Here is a 15980-nt window from a genome sequence, read left to right as displayed (position 1 = left end):
TATGCAGTGGCAAGATAAAGGTCAAGGTTTTCTGAGGAAGAATCTTTCGGGCGAGTCGGAGTATAGTTCGTTTATTCCCTCCTCGCTTGATACCGTCGTTCCGGTGGAGCTAAGCGAGGAAACCGTCAGATTGCTCAGCGCTTGCTCCCGAAAACTCGGCGAGCTTGAAGGCATGCTGCGTTTTGTCCCCAATGCTTCCATGTATCTTGCGATGTACGTTCGCAAAGAGGCTTTACTTTCAGCCCAGATCGAGGGAACTCAGTGCACGTTCGACGACATTCTCGATCCTGAGAACGTCGAATTGGCTCAACGTGATGTCGCCGACGTAGTTAACTATATCAGGGCGACAGAATATGCTGTGCAGAGAATGAACGAACTACCTCTTTGCATGCGCTTGCTTAAAGAGGTTCATGCGGAATTGCTGTCGGGCACGCGCGGCTCTGAAAAGAATCCCGGAGAGGTTAGGTCGTCTCAGAATTGGATAGGGCCAGCTGGATGCGGCCTGAGAAACGCTGCATATATTCCCCCTAACGTCGATGATATGCATGATGCTTTGGGCGAGCTGGACAAATTCATCAATAGCGATATCGCAATCGATCCAATTGTGAAGGCCTCCCTTGTCCATTATCAATTCGAGACGGTGCACCCTTCTCTTGATGGAAACGGCCGTCTGGGGCGCCTGCTCATCACTCTTTCCCTGATGAATGACGGGGCGCTCAGCGCTGCGATATTCTATCCTTCTTATCAGCTCAAGCTTCGTAGAAGGGAATATTATGAACGCCTGATGGCGGTTAGGGAGAATGGCGAGTATGCGCAGTGGGTCGGCTTCTTCTGCGATTGCCTTCTGGCCAGCGCGGTGGATGCCATAGGCTCGCTCGAAAGACTCGTCGATTTGCGAACCAAGAACACGAATCTGATTAATGGAGGATTAGGGCGCTCGGCATCAAATGGCCAGCGTTTTTTGGAGCTTCTTGAGGGTAATCCCATCGTTGATGTGTCTTTTGTCGCAGAAAAGCTTGATATTGCTAGAACCACCGCCAGCAATCTTGTTAAGGATTTCGTTGGACTGGGGATTCTTGTGCAGCGAGAAAAGGGGAAGCAGCGTTATAGGACGTTTCTCTATGAGGATTACTTGAGCATCTTGAGACAAGGTAGCGACCCCTTGTAGGAGGTTGGTAAGAAGGCGGAGCCGATTGGGCAGTGCAGCCTATCCCGAAATGCGCGTCGGGCGTGACGGCGGTGTTTGCGCCCTCCGCAGCAAGCTCGGAGGGCGCTCTCCAGCATAATCAGTGCAGCGATTCGGGAAGACACCGGCGCGAAAACCGAGGTATCCCACGACAAGGACTCCGTTTCGGCGAGCGATTGCGGGCTGATTATTCGCCCAAGGAAGAATCCCCGGGTCAGGGAGTCGCCCAATTCGAGGGTGCCCCGCTGTCCGCGCCTTCCCTGTGGGATACCTCGGTTTTCGCGCCAAGGAAGGGAAGTACTACCTTATCTGCAACTACGACAAGTACGATGACGTTTCGAACTATCGCATTGACCGCATGGCGGACGTCCGCGTGCTCGATGATGAGCCGGTAAAACCGTCCGAATCGCTTGAGGGCGCCGGGCGGATGGGCCTCGATTTGGCGAAGTACATGGCGGAACATGTCTATATGTATTCTTCCGCCAACGCGCGCTGCAGGTTTCGCGTTGCGCGGGCGATGATAAGCGACGTCATTGGCATGTTCGGTTCGAACGTCGTCTTTAGCGACGAGACCGACGAGCACGTTACCGTAAGCGCCCGCGTGAACGAGCGCGCCATGTGGCAGTTCGCGAAGAATTTCGCTCCTGACGTGCTGATATTGGAGCCGAAGCGCCTGGCGGATCAGGTACGCGCCGAAGCCGAGCGCACGCTGGCGGCGTATAGGGAACTGATTAGCACGGGAAGTTTATGTAGCAAAGAGAGGATTTCTAATGGAAGAAACTGATCAAAAGAGTTCTGTCCCCCAGGCCACCATCGATGATAAGATCTTCAACTTTGGTTACATCATGGCCATGCGTGATGCGACTCAACAGCAGGCGTTCCCTGTGGCAAACAAGAAGCTTCTTTGGGAAAAGGCGGACGAAACCGTTGTTGCGTACCGTCTGCTTAAGGGTTACATCAACGATATCCTTGACAAAGACAAACAGGAGCAAGATTTCTACGAGATTGAAAAGGATATCGAGAAGGCTGTCAATGAGTTCATCAAAACCAACGGTATAAAAAAGGTGACAAAAAAAGACGAACCAGAATCCATCGAAGATGCGGTCATCACATTCGGAAACGCTCAGAAACTCATCAACATGACCGCCAAGTACATGTTCATTTCTGCGTACCAGGATTCGGACAAAGCGAAGCTCTTCAATCAGTGCCATTGCCCTATGGATGGCATAATGGTGGATAAAGTTACCAAGCTCGCAGGAAGGTTGGTGGACGAGGGGGAAGAAGGACTCCGTGCTTCGCTGGAGAATTTCGCATACAAGCGCCCACGTGCCCACGACTGGGCGGCCAAGGACGAAGTCCGTTGGAGCAAGCTGACCCTCGAGAACCGAAAACCATATGAGGGTTTCCAAAAAGTTGTTCGGGCTCTAGCGGAAAGAGAGGGGTTATCCCCGCTTGAGCTCGACTTTTGCGTTTGGGGCAGTGACGGAGATGAAAGATAGTAGCTCCGTGGGCGATTCTACTGCTGGGATTTTTACAGAAATCCCAGCAATGTAGCATCCTCGAAACTCAAATATCGAGCCCATTCGTTTTCATCCCCCGGATCGAAGGAGGTCGGGTTTGCACCCAAAAGCCTTGCCGCTCACGTCCGACGCGACGCAAGTCACCCGACCTCTGTCTCACCCCGTTTCGCACTGGGCCTTCTCGCTGTTTCTTCCTGACGCAACCGACGAAAAACCGACGCAAAATTTTTCGTCGGTTTTTCGTCGGTTTTGCTCTATGATAAAAGGCAAAAGAACGCATGAGGGGAAGTGGACACTATGCGAGAGAGTAAGAACCTCGAATTCAAAGAAATGGTTTCCGGCACCTATCTTAAGACGGTAAGCGCATTCGCCAACTATGGAGATGGCGAAATCTTGTTTGGGGTTTCCGATGACGGTGAAGCGGTTGGGCTTGAGGACCCAACAGGAGATTGCTTGAGGATCGAGAACGCAATCAATGACGGTATATCCCCCCGTCCCGATTTCGAAATTGAAGTCGACTCGCGTACTAGCGTGGTGACACTGCGCGTGTTTGAGGGGCCGGAAAAGCCCTATCTTTACCGCTCGAAAGCGTATCGCCGATCGGACACGTCGACGGTAGAGGTTGATTCGTTCGAGCTAAAACGCCTTGTGCTCGAAGGCTCCAACCTGACCTTCGATGAGGCGAAATCTCCTCATCAGACCTTTTCTTTTAGTTCGCTCGCAAATGCGCTGGAAGAAAAAGTAGGAATCGGTGTGTTCAATGAAGACACGCTAAAGACGCTCGGTCTTCTTTCCTCAAAGGGTGATTTCAATAACGCTGCAGCCCTGCTTGCGGATAAAAACGATTTTCCCGGCATCGATATGGCGCGCTTCGGCCAGGATGTCAACAATATCCTCGATCGAAGTACCTGCGCGGGCCTTTCTGTGCTGGTTCAACTTGCCAGCGCTCTTGAGATGTTCGACCGATATTACTCCTATGAGCGCATTGAAGGCTTCAAGCGCGAGAATCACGAGCGAATCCCCCGTGAGGCTTTCCGAGAGGCTGTTGCAAACGCGCTCGTGCACAGGATGTGGGATGTCTCTGCGCACATCCGCATTTCCATGTTCGATAATCGCGTGGAAATAGTCTCCCCTGGCGGGCTCCCTCGAGGGGTGACAACCGAGGACTACCTCTCGGGGAATCTATCCATCCTCCGCAATCCCGTTCTGGCCAGTGTTTTCTTTCGTCTTGGCATTATCGAGCAGTTCGGTACAGGAATTCGGCGCATCAGGGAAAGCTATGCTAGAACGGGGACAATACCGCGGTTCGAGATTGCAGGGGGCTCAATAACTGTGATTCTTCCCGTCACGGACGCAGAGCCACTGCTTGATGCCGATGAAAAGGCGATTATGTCCCTGCTTTTGCCAGGTCGTCTTCTCTCAAGAAGCCAAATCACAGACGCGTGCGGTTTCGGAAGGGACAAGACTTTAAGGGTGCTCAAGCAGCTCGAAAAGAAGAACCTCGTTATGGTTCAGGGCGCTGGTCGTGGGACTCGCTACGCCAGAGCGTAGATGCTTTCGTGGCACTCCTCATTCGCGGTTTTCTATGGGGAACTTTGGGGCCTAATGGATTTCAGCTGAGTCTAAGCAGCCTATAGAGATCTGGGGGGCGGTTTCGTCGGTCGACAAGAAAGACGCAAAACCGACGCAATATTTTTCGTCGGTTTTGCGTCGGTTGCGGCTGGCGGAAAGCAGTCCCCGTCGCCTTCCCTTACGACGCCTTGAAGTTGTAGATTGGCCTCATGACATCGATGATGTCCACCGCGTCGGCGATGGGGCCGATGATGTCTTCGATGGGCTTGTAGGCGCCCGGCGCCTCGTCGATGGTGCGCTCGTTCACCGAGGTCGAATAGATGCCCTCCATGGCGGTCCGGTACTCGCGCAGGTTGAGCGTTTCCCTCGCCTCGCGGCGCGACATGACGCGGCCCGCGCCGTGGGGCGCAGAGTTGTTCCACGCCTCGTTGCCGCGCCCCTTCGCGATGATGGAGCCGTCGCGCATGTTAAGCGGAATGAGCACGGTCTCTCCCGCGTGCGCGGCGATGGCCCCCTTGCGAAGAATCATCTCATCCACGTCGATGTAGTTGTGGACGGTATGGAACTCCGACGAGGCGTCAAGCCCCGTTCTCGCCAGGATCTCCACCAGCATGCGCACGCGGTTGCGGGCGGCGAAGCGCTGGCAGACATCAACATCGTGCAGGTAGTCGTCCATGTAGCTGCCGTAGAGCCAGCACAGGTCGGCGGGCGTGTCGGGTTCGGCGCCTTCGTACCGCGCTGCGAGCTCCTTGAGCGCCGCCTGGATCTCGTCGCGGCGCTCGGCCGACTTGTACGCGTCGATGAGCTCCTGCTTGCGCTCGAAGAAGCCCTCCTTGCCGCTGTGCAAATCGACGGCGAGGCCTTGGTAGTAGTTCGCCACCTGCAACCCCAGGTTGCGCGAGCCTGAGTGGATGACCAGGCGCTGCATGCCGTCGGAGGCGACGTCGATCTCGATGAAGTGGTTGCCGCCGCCGAGGGTGCCCAGCGAGCGCTTGAGGCGCTTGACGTCCCTGAGCTCGCGGTAGCAGCGCAGCTCCTCGAAGTCGAATTGCTCCTTGCGCCCATCCCAGACGCGGGCGCCAGAGGGGATCTCGTGGCACGCCTCGTCGAAGGCGGGCAGGTCAATGGGCTTGTGGCCCAGGTCAGCCGTGAGCATGCCGCATCCGATGTCGACGCCCACGAGGTTGGGTACCACAGCGTCCGTGACCCTCATCGTGGTCCCGATGGTGCAGCCTATCCCGAAATGCGCGTCCGGCATGATGGCGGTGTTTGCGCCCTCCGCAAACGGCATGCCGAGCATCGTGCGAATCTGCTCGACGCACGCGTCCTCTATGTTCGTCGCGTAGCACGCTGCCGTACCGTGCGTTCCCTCAATCGTGAACATGGCAATCCTTCCTGCTCCTTGGCGGCTCCTAGGAGTCTGACGTGATGCATCATAGGCGCTTTTTATGAAGTGGCTGTCCCATTCTTCGTACAGGGCTCATGTGCGATGAGGCTGGGTTGTCCTAGCATAAATTGCATTCTTGGTGATTGGCCCTTTCCCAATCACTTTCGGGAGGCACTTCTTTGGAAGAGCAGTCTTGCTTGACTTGCTATCGGCTTGCAATTTAGACGGCTGTGGGAGAAGAAGAAGGAAAGGAGTGAGAAGGGGAAGGGAGATGCTCTGACGACAAAAGCGGTAATGACGATAATCGCGAAAGGCCAGGTGGGATTGTGGAGGGAAAGAGCAAGTCCAAAACTAGCCCGTTCTAGCCAATGGCAAACGCTCATTCACCTGTGCCTGCTGGGCCAATCAAAGATTGGGCAGAGGATAATCCTTAGTATTTCTGGGCCTCCTTGAGCGCTTTGAGGTAGGTGGCGTAGTGCTCTACCCGGTGGGCATCGCTTGCGAGGTAGTCGACCAGCCCGTTCTTGAGCAGGGCCGTTGCAGTGCGTCGGCGCGGGTTGAAGATGCTCCCTTCCACGAAGTTCGCGGAAAGTTGAAGCCGGCAGCCCATTTCCCTCATCTCGCGCGCGACGTCGAGATCCTCCTGCACGGGTTTGTAGCGCTCAGGGTGAGCGATCACGGTGTCGACGCCCTTGCCCTGGATGGTGTAGATCGCGCGCTGCCAGTTCGCTGGCAGATGGCTGCTTGAGAACTCGAGCAAAAGCAGGTTGGTGCCCTCGATGCAAAGGCTTGGCGCCGCGTCGAGCCCCATGTCGGCGAGCTTCTTCCAGTGCACCTCGTATCCCAAGCTCAGGCGCACGCCGTTCTTCTCCGCATGCGCCTTGAAGGCCCGATAGCGCTTCTCGATGAGCTCCGCGTCGAAGTCGGAGTGCTTGCAATGCGGGGTGCACACGATGTGGTCGATGCCGGCGTCCCGCGCGGCAAGCAGCATCTGGTGGGACTCCGTCGGCGTGCGCGAGCCGTCGTCGACCCCGTTTAGGATATGGCAATGGATGTCGAACATGGCGGCCCTATTTCTCGCTTTCCACCTCATGGTAGTACACGTTGAGAACCGTTTCGTACACGTTCGTCTTGTCCAGGTAGAACTCCGCAAACTTGTCCCCCTGCTGCATGGTGCCCTGAAGGGTGGTCATGTTGACCGACGTTATCCCCGTTGCCAGGACGGAGCTTGCCAGGTAGCTGAACTCGTTGAGCCCCAGGTTCGTCACGGCGTAGTTTGACGCCGTCGTGTACAGGTTGACCAGCGTCCCGACATTGCCCTGGGCACTCGAGAGCGCCTGCTTGCAGAAGGTCTCGACGAACTGCGACTGGCGCGCCTGGCGGTCGAGCGACGAAGTCAGCACCGACGTGTCGCGCCACTGCACGTACTTGAGCGCGTTGCTCCCGAACAAAACGGTCGGCTCGCCCTCGACGATGTTGGTGTTGGGAATCGACTGCGTCGGGGTCAGCGACACGCCGCCGATGGCGTCCGCGAGTGCGCCTACGCCGTCCATATCGAGCGAGAAGTAGTAGCTCACGGGCATGTTGTACAGCACGCGCGAAACCGCGGACGCAGTGTATTGGCTGCTCAGCTCGCCGCCGTCGCCGTACGCGTAGGCCAGGCACAGCTGCATGGTCGACATGCCGGTGAAAGTGTCTCCCATGAACTCGCCCACCTCGACCATCGAGTCGCGTGGGATGCCGATTCCCGTCGTCTCGCCGGTGTTGAGGTTCACGGCGAGCACCATGACGGCATCTGCCTGCCCGACGCTCTTGCCCGGCACGACCTCCTCGGTCTGGCGGTCGTAGCCTATGACGGCGATGGAAACCATGTTCTCGTTCAGCGCGTACGTCTTCCCGTTGTACTCGACGGTGCGGCCCTCGTCGTAGGTCACGGCGCTATCGTCCGCCTGGATGTCATCGGCGGTATTGGCTTGCTTCACGGCGCTTTCGCCAGACTTCATGAAGGCGAAGGCGGCGATGGCGATGACGACCGCGATCGCCACGAGAATCCCCACGACGATAGCGACGCGCTTCAAGATCTTCTTGCGACGCGAATGGTGGCGCTTCTTCTTCCTGATGAGGACCTCTTCCTCCATCGTCTGGGGCGCATCGGAGGTCGCGGGGGTCGGGGTCCCCTCGACCGCCACGGGCGCCTCGGGCGTCGAGGTTGTGCCGCTGCCCGCCTCATCCAGTGCGTTGTCTTTCGTTTCGCTCTCTTCCAAAGTGCTTCGTCTTTCGTGCTAGTAAGTCGGTTGATCGCTGACGAGAACTCCCGTCACGAGGTATCTTCTCACGATGTGGTTGGAATCGCCGGTGCAGGTGCTCAGCTGCACGATTTTATCGCTTGAAGTGAGGGTCGTGCCCTCGCGCACGTTCTCGACGAGCGAGTCGGGGCTGAGCACCGAGTCGAAGTACTGCTGAACGACGGTTGGGTCGGAGAAGTTGAACGAATTCAGGATGTGGCGGTTGTCGTACTGGTAGGCGGCGATGACGCGGTAGGTGAGGATGTGCCCGTCGGTGTAGACGTACATGTCCTCGTGGGAGTCGAAGAAGTCCTTGTTCTCGAAGCGGTGCAGCGTGGAGAACATGGTTCCCTGCACGAGGTTGTGCCCGTAGATCACTGTGACGGGGTCGGAGAAGTCGGTCTTGTTCGCCAGCTGCGTGTAGATGGCGCCCTCCTCGGACCATTCGCCGTCCTTGTTGTGCTTCAGGTAGAACGTGTCATCGGTCGGGTGCTGCACCACCGGGTAGTTCACGTCGGTGCCGGGGATGTAGATCCAGGCGCAGATGTCGGGGTTCTCCAGGCGAAGCGACGCGAAATCGATCGGGTTTTCTACCCGCAGGTCCGCGGCATCTTGCGAGGTGGTGGGGGCATTGGGCTCGGGAGTTGCGGCTGCCTCCTCGGCCGATTTCGCGATCTGGGTGTTCTGCCATACAAGGTACGCGCCGCCGACGATTGCCGCGCACACCAGGACGACGAGCAGCACGATGAGCGCCGCGATTTGCGGGCGCTTCTTGCGGGAGTCGTCGCCCGTGCCCGAAGCTTGCGCGCTCGGTGCCTTCGCGTGTTTGGGGGCTGTGTCCTCTTCAGTCGGTTTCGTCTTGTCGTTTGCCATGTGTTCCTTAGAATGATGCTGGTCAGCGAGCTGCTGGCGGTGCCGCTCGCGCGGGTTGCTGGCAGAGCCGTCGTTCGGGAGGCCCGTGCGGGCCGCCGTACAAGCCGCCTTTCCGCTGGTCGAGTGCCTCTTTTCCGTAGGCCGTTTGAAAGCATGACGGGAAGCCACCGTGGGCCTCCCGTCATGGGCGATGCGTTAGATCCTCGTGTTCTTGTGGCGCGGTGCGCGGCCGTCGGCGCGGCGCGATACTGCCGGCTTGAAGGCGCCGGGCGGGAACTGCTCGTCGCCGTTCGCCCGCGCGCCCCTCTGCGGGCTTGCAGCCGGGGGTACGCCAGCGCCCGCATTAGCGTTCGGGTTCACACCCGCGCTCGCGCCTGCGCCCATGCCCGCGTTCGCACCTTGGCGCCGCGGTCGCGAGCCAGCTTCCCTTCGTTCCGACTGATTGGGGTCGATGCCTGCCTTGCGCGCCCACTGGCCGATGTCGTCTGCTGCCAGATCGCGCGCGTTTGGGTTCTCCATCAGCTGCTTTTCGCGGTCCTTGCGGGAGACGCGCTTCCCGTCGGAGTTGTAGTAGGCGTAGTAGTAATCGTTGTTCGCTTCTTCACGCGAGAACGTGATGACCGAGCCCAAGATGCGCGCGTTGGCGGCCTTGAGCTGCTGCACGCCGGCGACGACATCGTCGCGCTTCGCCGCGCGCTCGCGGATGACGTACAGCGTGCCGTCGACCAGGTTCGATATGATGGCAGCGTCAACGAAAAGACCGATGGGAGGCGAATCGAATATCACGTAGTCGAACATCTCGCGCAACGTGTCGACAAGCGCCGAGAAGCGCTTGGTCGAAAGGACATCAGGAGGGGAGGGGATGTTCGGCTCGGTGTCCATGAAGTACAGGTTGGGGCGGTCGGTCGGGTAGATGGCGCTTTTAAGCGGAGCCTGCCCGACGAGCACGGAATACAGGCCGCACTCCGTGTGGATGCCTAAAAGCCCCGCGATGCAGCGGCGGCGCATGTCGGTGTCGACGATGAGCACCTTCTTGCCCGAGCCGGCGATGGCGCAGGCAAGGTTGGTGCTGACCTGGGTTTTGCCCTCGTCCATGCCCGTCGACGTGACCACAATCGTCTTCACCTTCTCGTCGATGGAGACGAAGCGGATGTTGGCGAACAGCGTCTTCGATGCGTTGCTCAGGAGGGGATTTTGGAACTGGCTGGGGCGCTTGCGGTTCTTCTTGGCCATGTTACCTCGCCTTCTTCGGCTTGGGCATGCGGCCGAGCACGGGAATCCCGAGCAGCTCTTCGGCGTCGTCGCCCGACTTCACGGTGGTGTCCAGCATGTCCTGCAAGACGATGATCGCGATGGCGACGAACAGCCCTGCGAGCAGGGCAACCGCGGTGTACATGACTCGGTTGGGGCCGGAGGGCTTGTCTGGCACGCTCGCCCGGTCGATGATGTTCACGGCGTCGAGTTTCATCGCGTCGATGGCGGCCTTCGAGGTGCGGTCGGCGAGCTCGTTGGCCACGCTCGCGGCGCCTTCGGGGCTTTTGCCCGTGACGGTGAGCGTGATGACGCGGCTCGTAGTGTCGGAGGTTACCCCCACATCGAAGCCCTCGAGGTCGCTCATACCGAGGGCGCTCGCGGTGGAGCTCATCACGGTCGACGTCTTCGCGATCTTTGCCAGGTCGTTCGCGAGCTGCTGGGAAGCCGAGGTGTCGGAGCTGGTCACGCGGCCGGATCCATCGGTCGCGTTCGTCGTTTGCGTCAGCACGTAGAGCGACACGTTGGCGGTGTAGTTGTTGGTCATGAAGCCCCAGCAGTATGCCGCGGTCGCGCCCGCGAACACCAGGGGGAACACGAGCACCAGGTACCATTTCTTTCGAAGGAGCTCGAGCAGCTCAAGCAGGGTCATTGAAGCGGTTCTCCTCTATTCTTATCACAACAAAGGAGAGGGCAGCTGCGCCCTCTCCTTTTTCAACATGCGTGCGGCGCGGCACTCGATGACGATCTGCCGCATATCCCGTTGGCGCTATTCAGCGAGCTTCTTGCGAAGGACCACGCCCACGCCCACGGCGGCGATGGCGCACGCGGCGGTGGCGACGGCGATGCCGGTCATGTCAACGCCGGTCTGCGGAGAGGTGGCGCTTGCGTCGGTGGTGGCGCCGGTGACGGTGGAGGAGTCAACCGCGATGGTCACGAGCGAGAGGCCATCGGTGGAGATGGTCACATTGCCGTTGGAGACGGTCGCCGTCTTCGTCTCGGTGCCGAGGTTCGCGTCGCGGCCCTGGTGCTCGATGAACACGGTGGCGGTGGCGCCGTTGTACTCAGTTCCCACGTTGAAGGTGAGGGTGTAGGGGCCGTAGGTGCTGCCCTCGGGCACGTCGTAAACCTTGAAGGTGCCTACGATCTTCTGGGTGGCGCTGAACGACACGTTGGAAGCCTGGTCGGAGGTTGCCTCGACGACGAGCTTGCTCGTGGAGTCGTCGGTCTTGCCGCTGACCGTGAGGGATGCGCCCTGGGATGCGGTGCAGGTGTTGGACGTTACCTTCTGCGGGCTGTTCGACGCCCATGCCAGAGTCGGCATCGCCATGGCGAGGGCGAGCGCGCAAATCATGGCAGTAAGCTTCTTTTTCATCGTTTCCTCTTTCACTTGAGCGAATGCGTCAATGCTGATGATGTGCTGCATCATAGCACATGGGGACGGGGACGCGCGCCTCCGTCGGGCAAACAGCGGGCGGGAGCCCCATTTTGCGGCGAATCAATGGCAACTTGCCTTATCCTCGTCACGATAATATCTTCCTTATATAATGGTTTCAATGGAAATCGTCTATTCTTAACAAAATTTCGCAAGGGGCTGTTTTGTTTGAGGACTTACTGTTTATTTTCTACCGAACCCCGACATTTTTGCGAAATAGGGCCTTATTCTAGGATATGATAAGTATACTGTAATTAATTTAAGAGGTAGGGCGAAAGCGACCCGAATCAGGTCGAGGTTTTTCTGCGCGGACGAAACGGGAATATGACGAGCGGAACCCTACATGTCGAGCACATGCGGATGGAGATGGCGAAGATTCTTCAAGAGGTAGACAGGCTTGGGGGCACGCGAGCTGGCATGGAGGGAGAGGGACATTTGGTATCGCAGAGCGCTATCGGCATAGCGTTCCGCGCTGCCAAGAGGTCCTTCGACATCGCGGCGTCTGTCGTGGATATGGTGAGGCCCCATATCCTCTCGCGCATCCCGGAAATGCATCTCGCAAAGCCCACTTTTGGGACGGTGGGCGCATAGTGTCCAGTGATTTCACGGCCGTTTGCGAGCCCGCGAAGGCGAGGTCCGACGTTTGGGATTCGCCGTCAATTGAAGCCAGCCGAGTGACGGCGAGCAGCGGTGCCTTGGAGCGCAAAACTGTTCGTAGTGGTTTCGCGTACGACATCAATGGCGGCGGGGGCTCAGCCGAAAGCTCCGAGCGCGCCAGACGCCTCAAGGAGGAGCTTGGGAGCGTGCCGGTTACCGGCATCGAGGACAGGGTGGCGTACCGCTTTGTTAAGCGTGCGTTCGACATCGTTTTCAGTGCGGCGGTACTCGTTGTGTTTTGCTGGCTGTTCGCCATCATCGCGATTTTCATCAAGGTCGACGACCCGAAGGGCCCCGTGTTCTTCAGCCAGGAACGCGTGGGCAAGGACGGCAGAACCTTCCGGATGCTGAAGTTCCGCAGCATGTGCGTGGATGCCGAAGACAAGCTCGCCGAGCTCAGGGAGCTCAACGAGAAGACCGGCCCGGTATTCAAGATCGCCGAGGACCCGCGTATCACCCGCGTGGGCAAGTGGCTGCGCAAGCTGTCGCTCGACGAGCTGCCCCAGTTCATCAATGTCCTGCGCTCGGATATGAGCATCGTGGGCCCGCGTCCCGCGTTGCCGGCTGAGGTCGCGACCTACGATAACTACCAACGCCAAAGGCTGCTGGTGAAGCCGGGCATAACCTGCTACTGGCAAACCCGTCGCAACCGCGACTCCATAACCTTCGACGAGTGGGTCGACCTTGACCTGCTCTATATCAAGAAGTGCTCTGCATGGAGCGACGTGAAACTGATTATTCAAACCGTGGGCGTGGTTCTCACGGCGCAGGGGAATTAAGCTGTGGACTATATGCTGTTGAAGGACCCACGTCTTGCGCGGGTTGACGTTATCGGGGTGCCGATTACCGCTACGAACATGGGCGATTTCATGTTGTTGCTTTCCTCGAGCCTCGACGGCTTACGTGGTGGGTACATATGTGTCTCCAATGCCCACGCTTGTGTAATGGCGCACGACGACCCTGTCTACTGGGCCTGCCAAGCGGAATCCGTCGCGTCTATCCCCGATGGTAAGCCGCTTTCGGTAGTGGGTCGCAAGAAGGTTCCGACCATGGAACGTGTGACAGGCCCCGACCTGATGCGCGAGGTGTTTGCAGCGTCTGCCGCGCACGGTTGGAATCATTTCTTCTACGGCGACAGGCAGGAGACTCTGGACGCCTTACGTGCTGTATTGGAACATGAGTATCCCGGGATAAAAATCTGCGGCATGGAACCCTCGGTGTTTCGCCCGCTTTCTGATGCAGAGAAGGACGAGCTGTGCGTTCGTGTCGATCAGGCGGGTGCCGATTTCTGCTGGGTTGCTCTGGGCGCACCCAGGCAGGAGATGCTTATGCATGACCTGAACGGCTGCTCGAAGAGTTTGATGGTGGGTGTCGGCGGTGCGTTCAAGGTGCTGGCGGGGTTGGTCCCTGAGGCTCCGCGCTGGATGCAGGATGCTGGTCTTGAGTGGTTTTACCGCCTCGTTCAGGAGCCAGGCAGGCTGTTCAAGAGGTACGCTATCACTAACACTAAATTCATCTGGTATCAGTTGACTAATGCAAAGCGTAAGGAGAGATAAGCATATGCAGCCTACTGCAGCATTCGAAAACAAGACCCTCATGATCACCGGCGGCACCGGGTCGTTTGGCAACACTGTGCTTAAGCACTTCATGCATACTGACCTGGCCGAAATCCGCATCTTCTCTCGCGACGAGAAGAAGCAGGACGACATGCGTCACCGCCTGCAGGAGACTTCTCCCGAGCTCGCTGGCAAGGTGCGCTTCTTCATTGGTGACGTGCGCAACCCGCAGTCTGTGCGAGATGCGATGCATGGGGTAGACTATATTTTCCACGCGGCGGCGCTCAAGCAGGTGCCTTCCTGCGAATTCTTCCCGATGGAGGCTGTGCGCACCAACGTGATCGGCACCGACAACGTGCTCCATGCCGCGATTGACGAGGGCGTTTCTCGCGTGGTGTGCCTGTCCACCGACAAGGCGGCGTACCCCATCAACGCCATGGGCAAATCGAAGGCCATGATGGAATCAATCATCTACGCCAACGCGCGCAATGGCGCCGGCCGCACCACCATCTGCTGCACGCGCTATGGCAACGTTATGTGCTCCCGCGGTAGTGTGATTCCCCTGTTCATTGATCGAATCCGCAAGGGAGAGCCGCTTACCGTCACCGACCCCAATATGACGCGTTTCCTCATGAACCTCGATGAGGCGGTGGATCTGGTTCAGTTCGCCTTCGAACACGCTAACCCGGGTGATTTGTTCATCCAGAAGGCGCCGGCGTCGACCATCGGCGATCTTGCCGAGGCGGTGCAGGAGGTGTTTGGACGTGTGGGAACGCAAATCATCGGCACGCGACACGGTGAGAAGCTCTATGAGACGCTGATGACCCGCGAGGAGCGCCTGCGCGCTGAGGATATGGGCGAATACTTCCGCGTGGCGTGCGACTCGCGCGACCTTAACTATGACAAGTTCGTCGTGAAGGGCGACGTGAAGACTCAGGCGGACGAGGCTTACACCTCCGACAACACCGAGCGTCTCGATGTGGCGGGCACGGTGGCGAAAATCAAGACCGCCGAGTACGTGCAGCTGGCTCTTGAGGGTCGAGAGGGCGAGGCGGTGCAGTAAATGAAAGTGCTGGTAACTGGTGCCAAGGGCTTCGTCGGGCGCAATCTTTGCGAGGCGCTCAAGAATATCCTCGATGGCAAGGACAGGCGAGAGAAATATCAACAGCTCTTGCCGCTGACCGTTTACGAATACGATCGCGATGGCACGCAGGACGAGCTTAGTTTCTTCTGTTCGGCTGCTGATTTCGTCTTCAATCTGGCGGGTATCAATCGTCCGAAGGACCCTTCTGAGTTTATGGAAGGCAACAGGGGTTTCGGCGAGACGCTGCTGGACCTTTTGGAACATCACGGCAACAAGTGCCCGGTGATGCTGTCGAGCAGCGTTCAAGCTTCTCTTGAGGGGCGCTATGCCGACAGTCCCTACGGCGAGAGCAAGCTGGCAGGAGAGGAGCTACTGTTCGACTACGAGAAGCGCACGGGTGCGCCCGTCTTGGTCTATCGTTTCCCGAACTTGTACGGTAAGTGGTGCCGCCCGCGTTACAACTCGGCTGTTGCAACGTTTTGCGACGCAATCGCTAACGAGCGAGAGTTCACCGTGAACGACCCCAGCGTTGAGCTGGAGCTGCTCTATATTGACGACTTGGTGACTGCAATGCTCGACGCGCTGGTGGGGGAGGTGCGCCGCTGCCGCTATGCGGGTGCGAAGTGCGTGCCCGATGAGGCTGGCCGCTACTGCTACGCGCCGGGCGCGCAGAGGGCGACGTTAGGAGAGATTGTTCGTTTACTAACCAGCTTCCGCGACGCGCGTGAAACGCTTGAGGTCCCTAAGCTTGATGAGGGCAGTTTCTCGAAGAAACTGTACTCGACGTTTCTTTCCTACTACGAACCGGGGCGCTTCGCCTACGACCTTGCACCCAACGTGGATGCGCGAGGGAGCTTCACGGAGTTTCTGCGCACGCCCGAACGCGGCCAGGTGAGCGTGAACGTGTCGAAGCCGGGTATCACCAAGGGTAACCACTGGCATATGAGCAAGTGGGAGAAGTTTTTGGTTGTAAGCGGCACGGCGTCGATTAAACTCAGGAAGGTCGGGTGTGATGCCGAGGGCAACCCGTTCCCCGTGGACGAGTATGTTGTCAGCGGCTCCGATCTGCGGGTGGTCGAGATGATTCCCGGCTACACGCACTCGATCACCAACCTGTCCGACACGGATGACCTGGTCACGGTGATGTGGGCCAACGAGCCCTACGACCCGGAGA

The 15980-nt window shown here is 58.3% G+C and carries 16 protein-coding genes; 9 read left to right on the top strand and 7 right to left on the bottom strand.

Annotated features, from left to right (window positions below; all coding sequences use genetic code 11):
- Position 1: 1 nt before the first annotated feature.
- The 4 genes from Q0G85_RS03035 (at position 2) to Q0G85_RS03020 (ending at position 4257) form a co-directional block, all read left to right on the top strand.
- Entirely contained in the window at positions 2-1168 is a 1167-nt protein-coding gene (locus tag Q0G85_RS03035) for a Fic family protein (protein ID WP_297154601.1), read from the top strand.
- A gap of 280 nt (positions 1169-1448) precedes the next feature.
- On the top strand, positions 1449-1970 hold the full coding sequence (locus Q0G85_RS03030) for a YafY family protein (RefSeq protein ID WP_297154599.1): 522 nt from the start codon (positions 1449-1451) through the stop codon (positions 1968-1970).
- Positions 1957-2685, top strand: a complete 729-nt coding sequence (locus Q0G85_RS03025; protein ID WP_297154597.1) for a hypothetical protein — start codon at positions 1957-1959, stop codon at positions 2683-2685. The genes Q0G85_RS03030 and Q0G85_RS03025 overlap by 14 nt, the downstream gene beginning before the upstream one ends.
- A gap of 318 nt (positions 2686-3003) precedes the next feature.
- Positions 3004-4257: an ATP-binding protein gene (locus Q0G85_RS03020; protein WP_297154596.1), complete on the top strand. Its 1254-nt coding sequence runs from the start codon at positions 3004-3006 to the stop codon at positions 4255-4257.
- A 199-nt stretch (positions 4258-4456) separates the two neighbouring features.
- On the opposite strand, the gene Q0G85_RS03015 is transcribed toward Q0G85_RS03020, so the two are convergent.
- The 7 genes from Q0G85_RS03015 to Q0G85_RS02985 form a co-directional block, all read right to left on the bottom strand.
- Entirely contained in the window at positions 4457-5662 is a 1206-nt protein-coding gene (locus Q0G85_RS03015; RefSeq protein ID WP_297154594.1) for an RtcB family protein, read from the bottom strand.
- 433 nt (positions 5663-6095) lie between these two features.
- Positions 6096-6728, bottom strand: coding sequence for a tyrosine-protein phosphatase (locus tag Q0G85_RS03010; RefSeq protein WP_297154592.1), 633 nt, complete (start codon positions 6726-6728; stop codon positions 6096-6098).
- A gap of 7 nt (positions 6729-6735) precedes the next feature.
- Positions 6736-7929, bottom strand: a complete 1194-nt coding sequence (locus Q0G85_RS03005) for an LCP family protein (RefSeq protein WP_297154590.1) — start codon at positions 7927-7929, stop codon at positions 6736-6738.
- Positions 7930-7947: 18 nt separating this feature from the next.
- Positions 7948-8823 (bottom strand): class B sortase, encoded by an 876-nt coding sequence (srtB, locus tag Q0G85_RS03000; protein ID WP_297154589.1) that lies wholly within the window; start codon positions 8821-8823, stop codon positions 7948-7950.
- A gap of 195 nt (positions 8824-9018) precedes the next feature.
- Complete coding sequence (locus tag Q0G85_RS02995) at positions 9019-10056, bottom strand: CpsD/CapB family tyrosine-protein kinase (protein ID WP_297154588.1); 1038 nt, start codon at positions 10054-10056, stop codon at positions 9019-9021.
- A gap of 1 nt (position 10057) precedes the next feature.
- A complete protein-coding gene (locus tag Q0G85_RS02990; RefSeq protein WP_296059655.1) occupies positions 10058-10726 on the bottom strand; it encodes a YveK family protein in 669 nt (222 codons plus the stop codon).
- A 117-nt stretch (positions 10727-10843) separates the two neighbouring features.
- A complete protein-coding gene (locus tag Q0G85_RS02985; RefSeq protein ID WP_297154586.1) occupies positions 10844-11449 on the bottom strand; it encodes a hypothetical protein in 606 nt (201 codons plus the stop codon).
- A gap of 384 nt (positions 11450-11833) precedes the next feature.
- Here Q0G85_RS02985 and Q0G85_RS02980 point away from each other — a divergent pair, with 384 nt between their 5' ends.
- The 5 genes from Q0G85_RS02980 to Q0G85_RS02960 form a co-directional block, all read left to right on the top strand.
- Entirely contained in the window at positions 11834-12100 is a 267-nt protein-coding gene (locus Q0G85_RS02980; protein ID WP_297154585.1) for a hypothetical protein, read from the top strand.
- A 104-nt stretch (positions 12101-12204) separates the two neighbouring features.
- A complete protein-coding gene (locus tag Q0G85_RS02975) occupies positions 12205-12945 on the top strand; it encodes a sugar transferase (protein ID WP_297154583.1) in 741 nt (246 codons plus the stop codon).
- Positions 12946-12957: 12 nt separating this feature from the next.
- A complete protein-coding gene (locus tag Q0G85_RS02970) occupies positions 12958-13722 on the top strand; it encodes a WecB/TagA/CpsF family glycosyltransferase (RefSeq protein ID WP_297154652.1) in 765 nt (254 codons plus the stop codon).
- Positions 13723-13726: 4 nt separating this feature from the next.
- Positions 13727-14785 (top strand): polysaccharide biosynthesis protein, encoded by a 1059-nt coding sequence (locus Q0G85_RS02965; RefSeq protein ID WP_297154581.1) that lies wholly within the window; start codon positions 13727-13729, stop codon positions 14783-14785.
- The coding region (locus Q0G85_RS02960; protein WP_297154579.1) for an NAD-dependent epimerase/dehydratase family protein at positions 14786-15980 on the top strand (1195 nt) is incomplete at its 3' end.

It is taken from the genome of uncultured Ellagibacter sp. (assembly GCF_934617235.1).
In the GTDB taxonomy this organism is placed as follows: Bacteria; Actinomycetota; Coriobacteriia; order Coriobacteriales; family Eggerthellaceae; genus Ellagibacter.
The sequence above is the reverse complement of the archived record's forward strand: the minus strand, read 5'-3'. Positions and strand labels throughout refer to the sequence as shown.

Coding starts and splice junctions, on each gene's coding strand:
- Q0G85_RS02970 (WP_297154652.1), top strand. CDS start 12,958: ATGCTGTTGAAGGACCCACGTCTTGCGCGGGTTGACGTTATCGGGGTG.
- Q0G85_RS03025 (WP_297154597.1), top strand. CDS start 1,957: ATGGAAGAAACTGATCAAAAGAGTTCTGTCCCCCAGGCCACCATCGAT.
- srtB (WP_297154589.1), bottom strand. CDS start 8,823: ATGGCAAACGACAAGACGAAACCGACTGAAGAGGACACAGCCCCCAAA.
- Q0G85_RS03020 (WP_297154596.1), top strand. CDS start 3,004: ATGCGAGAGAGTAAGAACCTCGAATTCAAAGAAATGGTTTCCGGCACC.
- Q0G85_RS03010 (WP_297154592.1), bottom strand. CDS start 6,728: ATGTTCGACATCCATTGCCATATCCTAAACGGGGTCGACGACGGCTCG.
- Q0G85_RS03035 (WP_297154601.1), top strand. CDS start 2: ATGCAGTGGCAAGATAAAGGTCAAGGTTTTCTGAGGAAGAATCTTTCG.
- Q0G85_RS02985 (WP_297154586.1), bottom strand. CDS start 11,449: ATGAAAAAGAAGCTTACTGCCATGATTTGCGCGCTCGCCCTCGCCATG.
- Q0G85_RS02965 (WP_297154581.1), top strand. CDS start 13,727: ATGCAGCCTACTGCAGCATTCGAAAACAAGACCCTCATGATCACCGGC.
- Q0G85_RS02980 (WP_297154585.1), top strand. CDS start 11,834: ATGACGAGCGGAACCCTACATGTCGAGCACATGCGGATGGAGATGGCG.
- Q0G85_RS02995 (WP_297154588.1), bottom strand. CDS start 10,056: ATGGCCAAGAAGAACCGCAAGCGCCCCAGCCAGTTCCAAAATCCCCTC.
- Q0G85_RS02990 (WP_296059655.1), bottom strand. CDS start 10,726: ATGACCCTGCTTGAGCTGCTCGAGCTCCTTCGAAAGAAATGGTACCTG.
- Q0G85_RS03015 (WP_297154594.1), bottom strand. CDS start 5,662: ATGTTCACGATTGAGGGAACGCACGGTACGGCAGCGTGCTACGCGACG.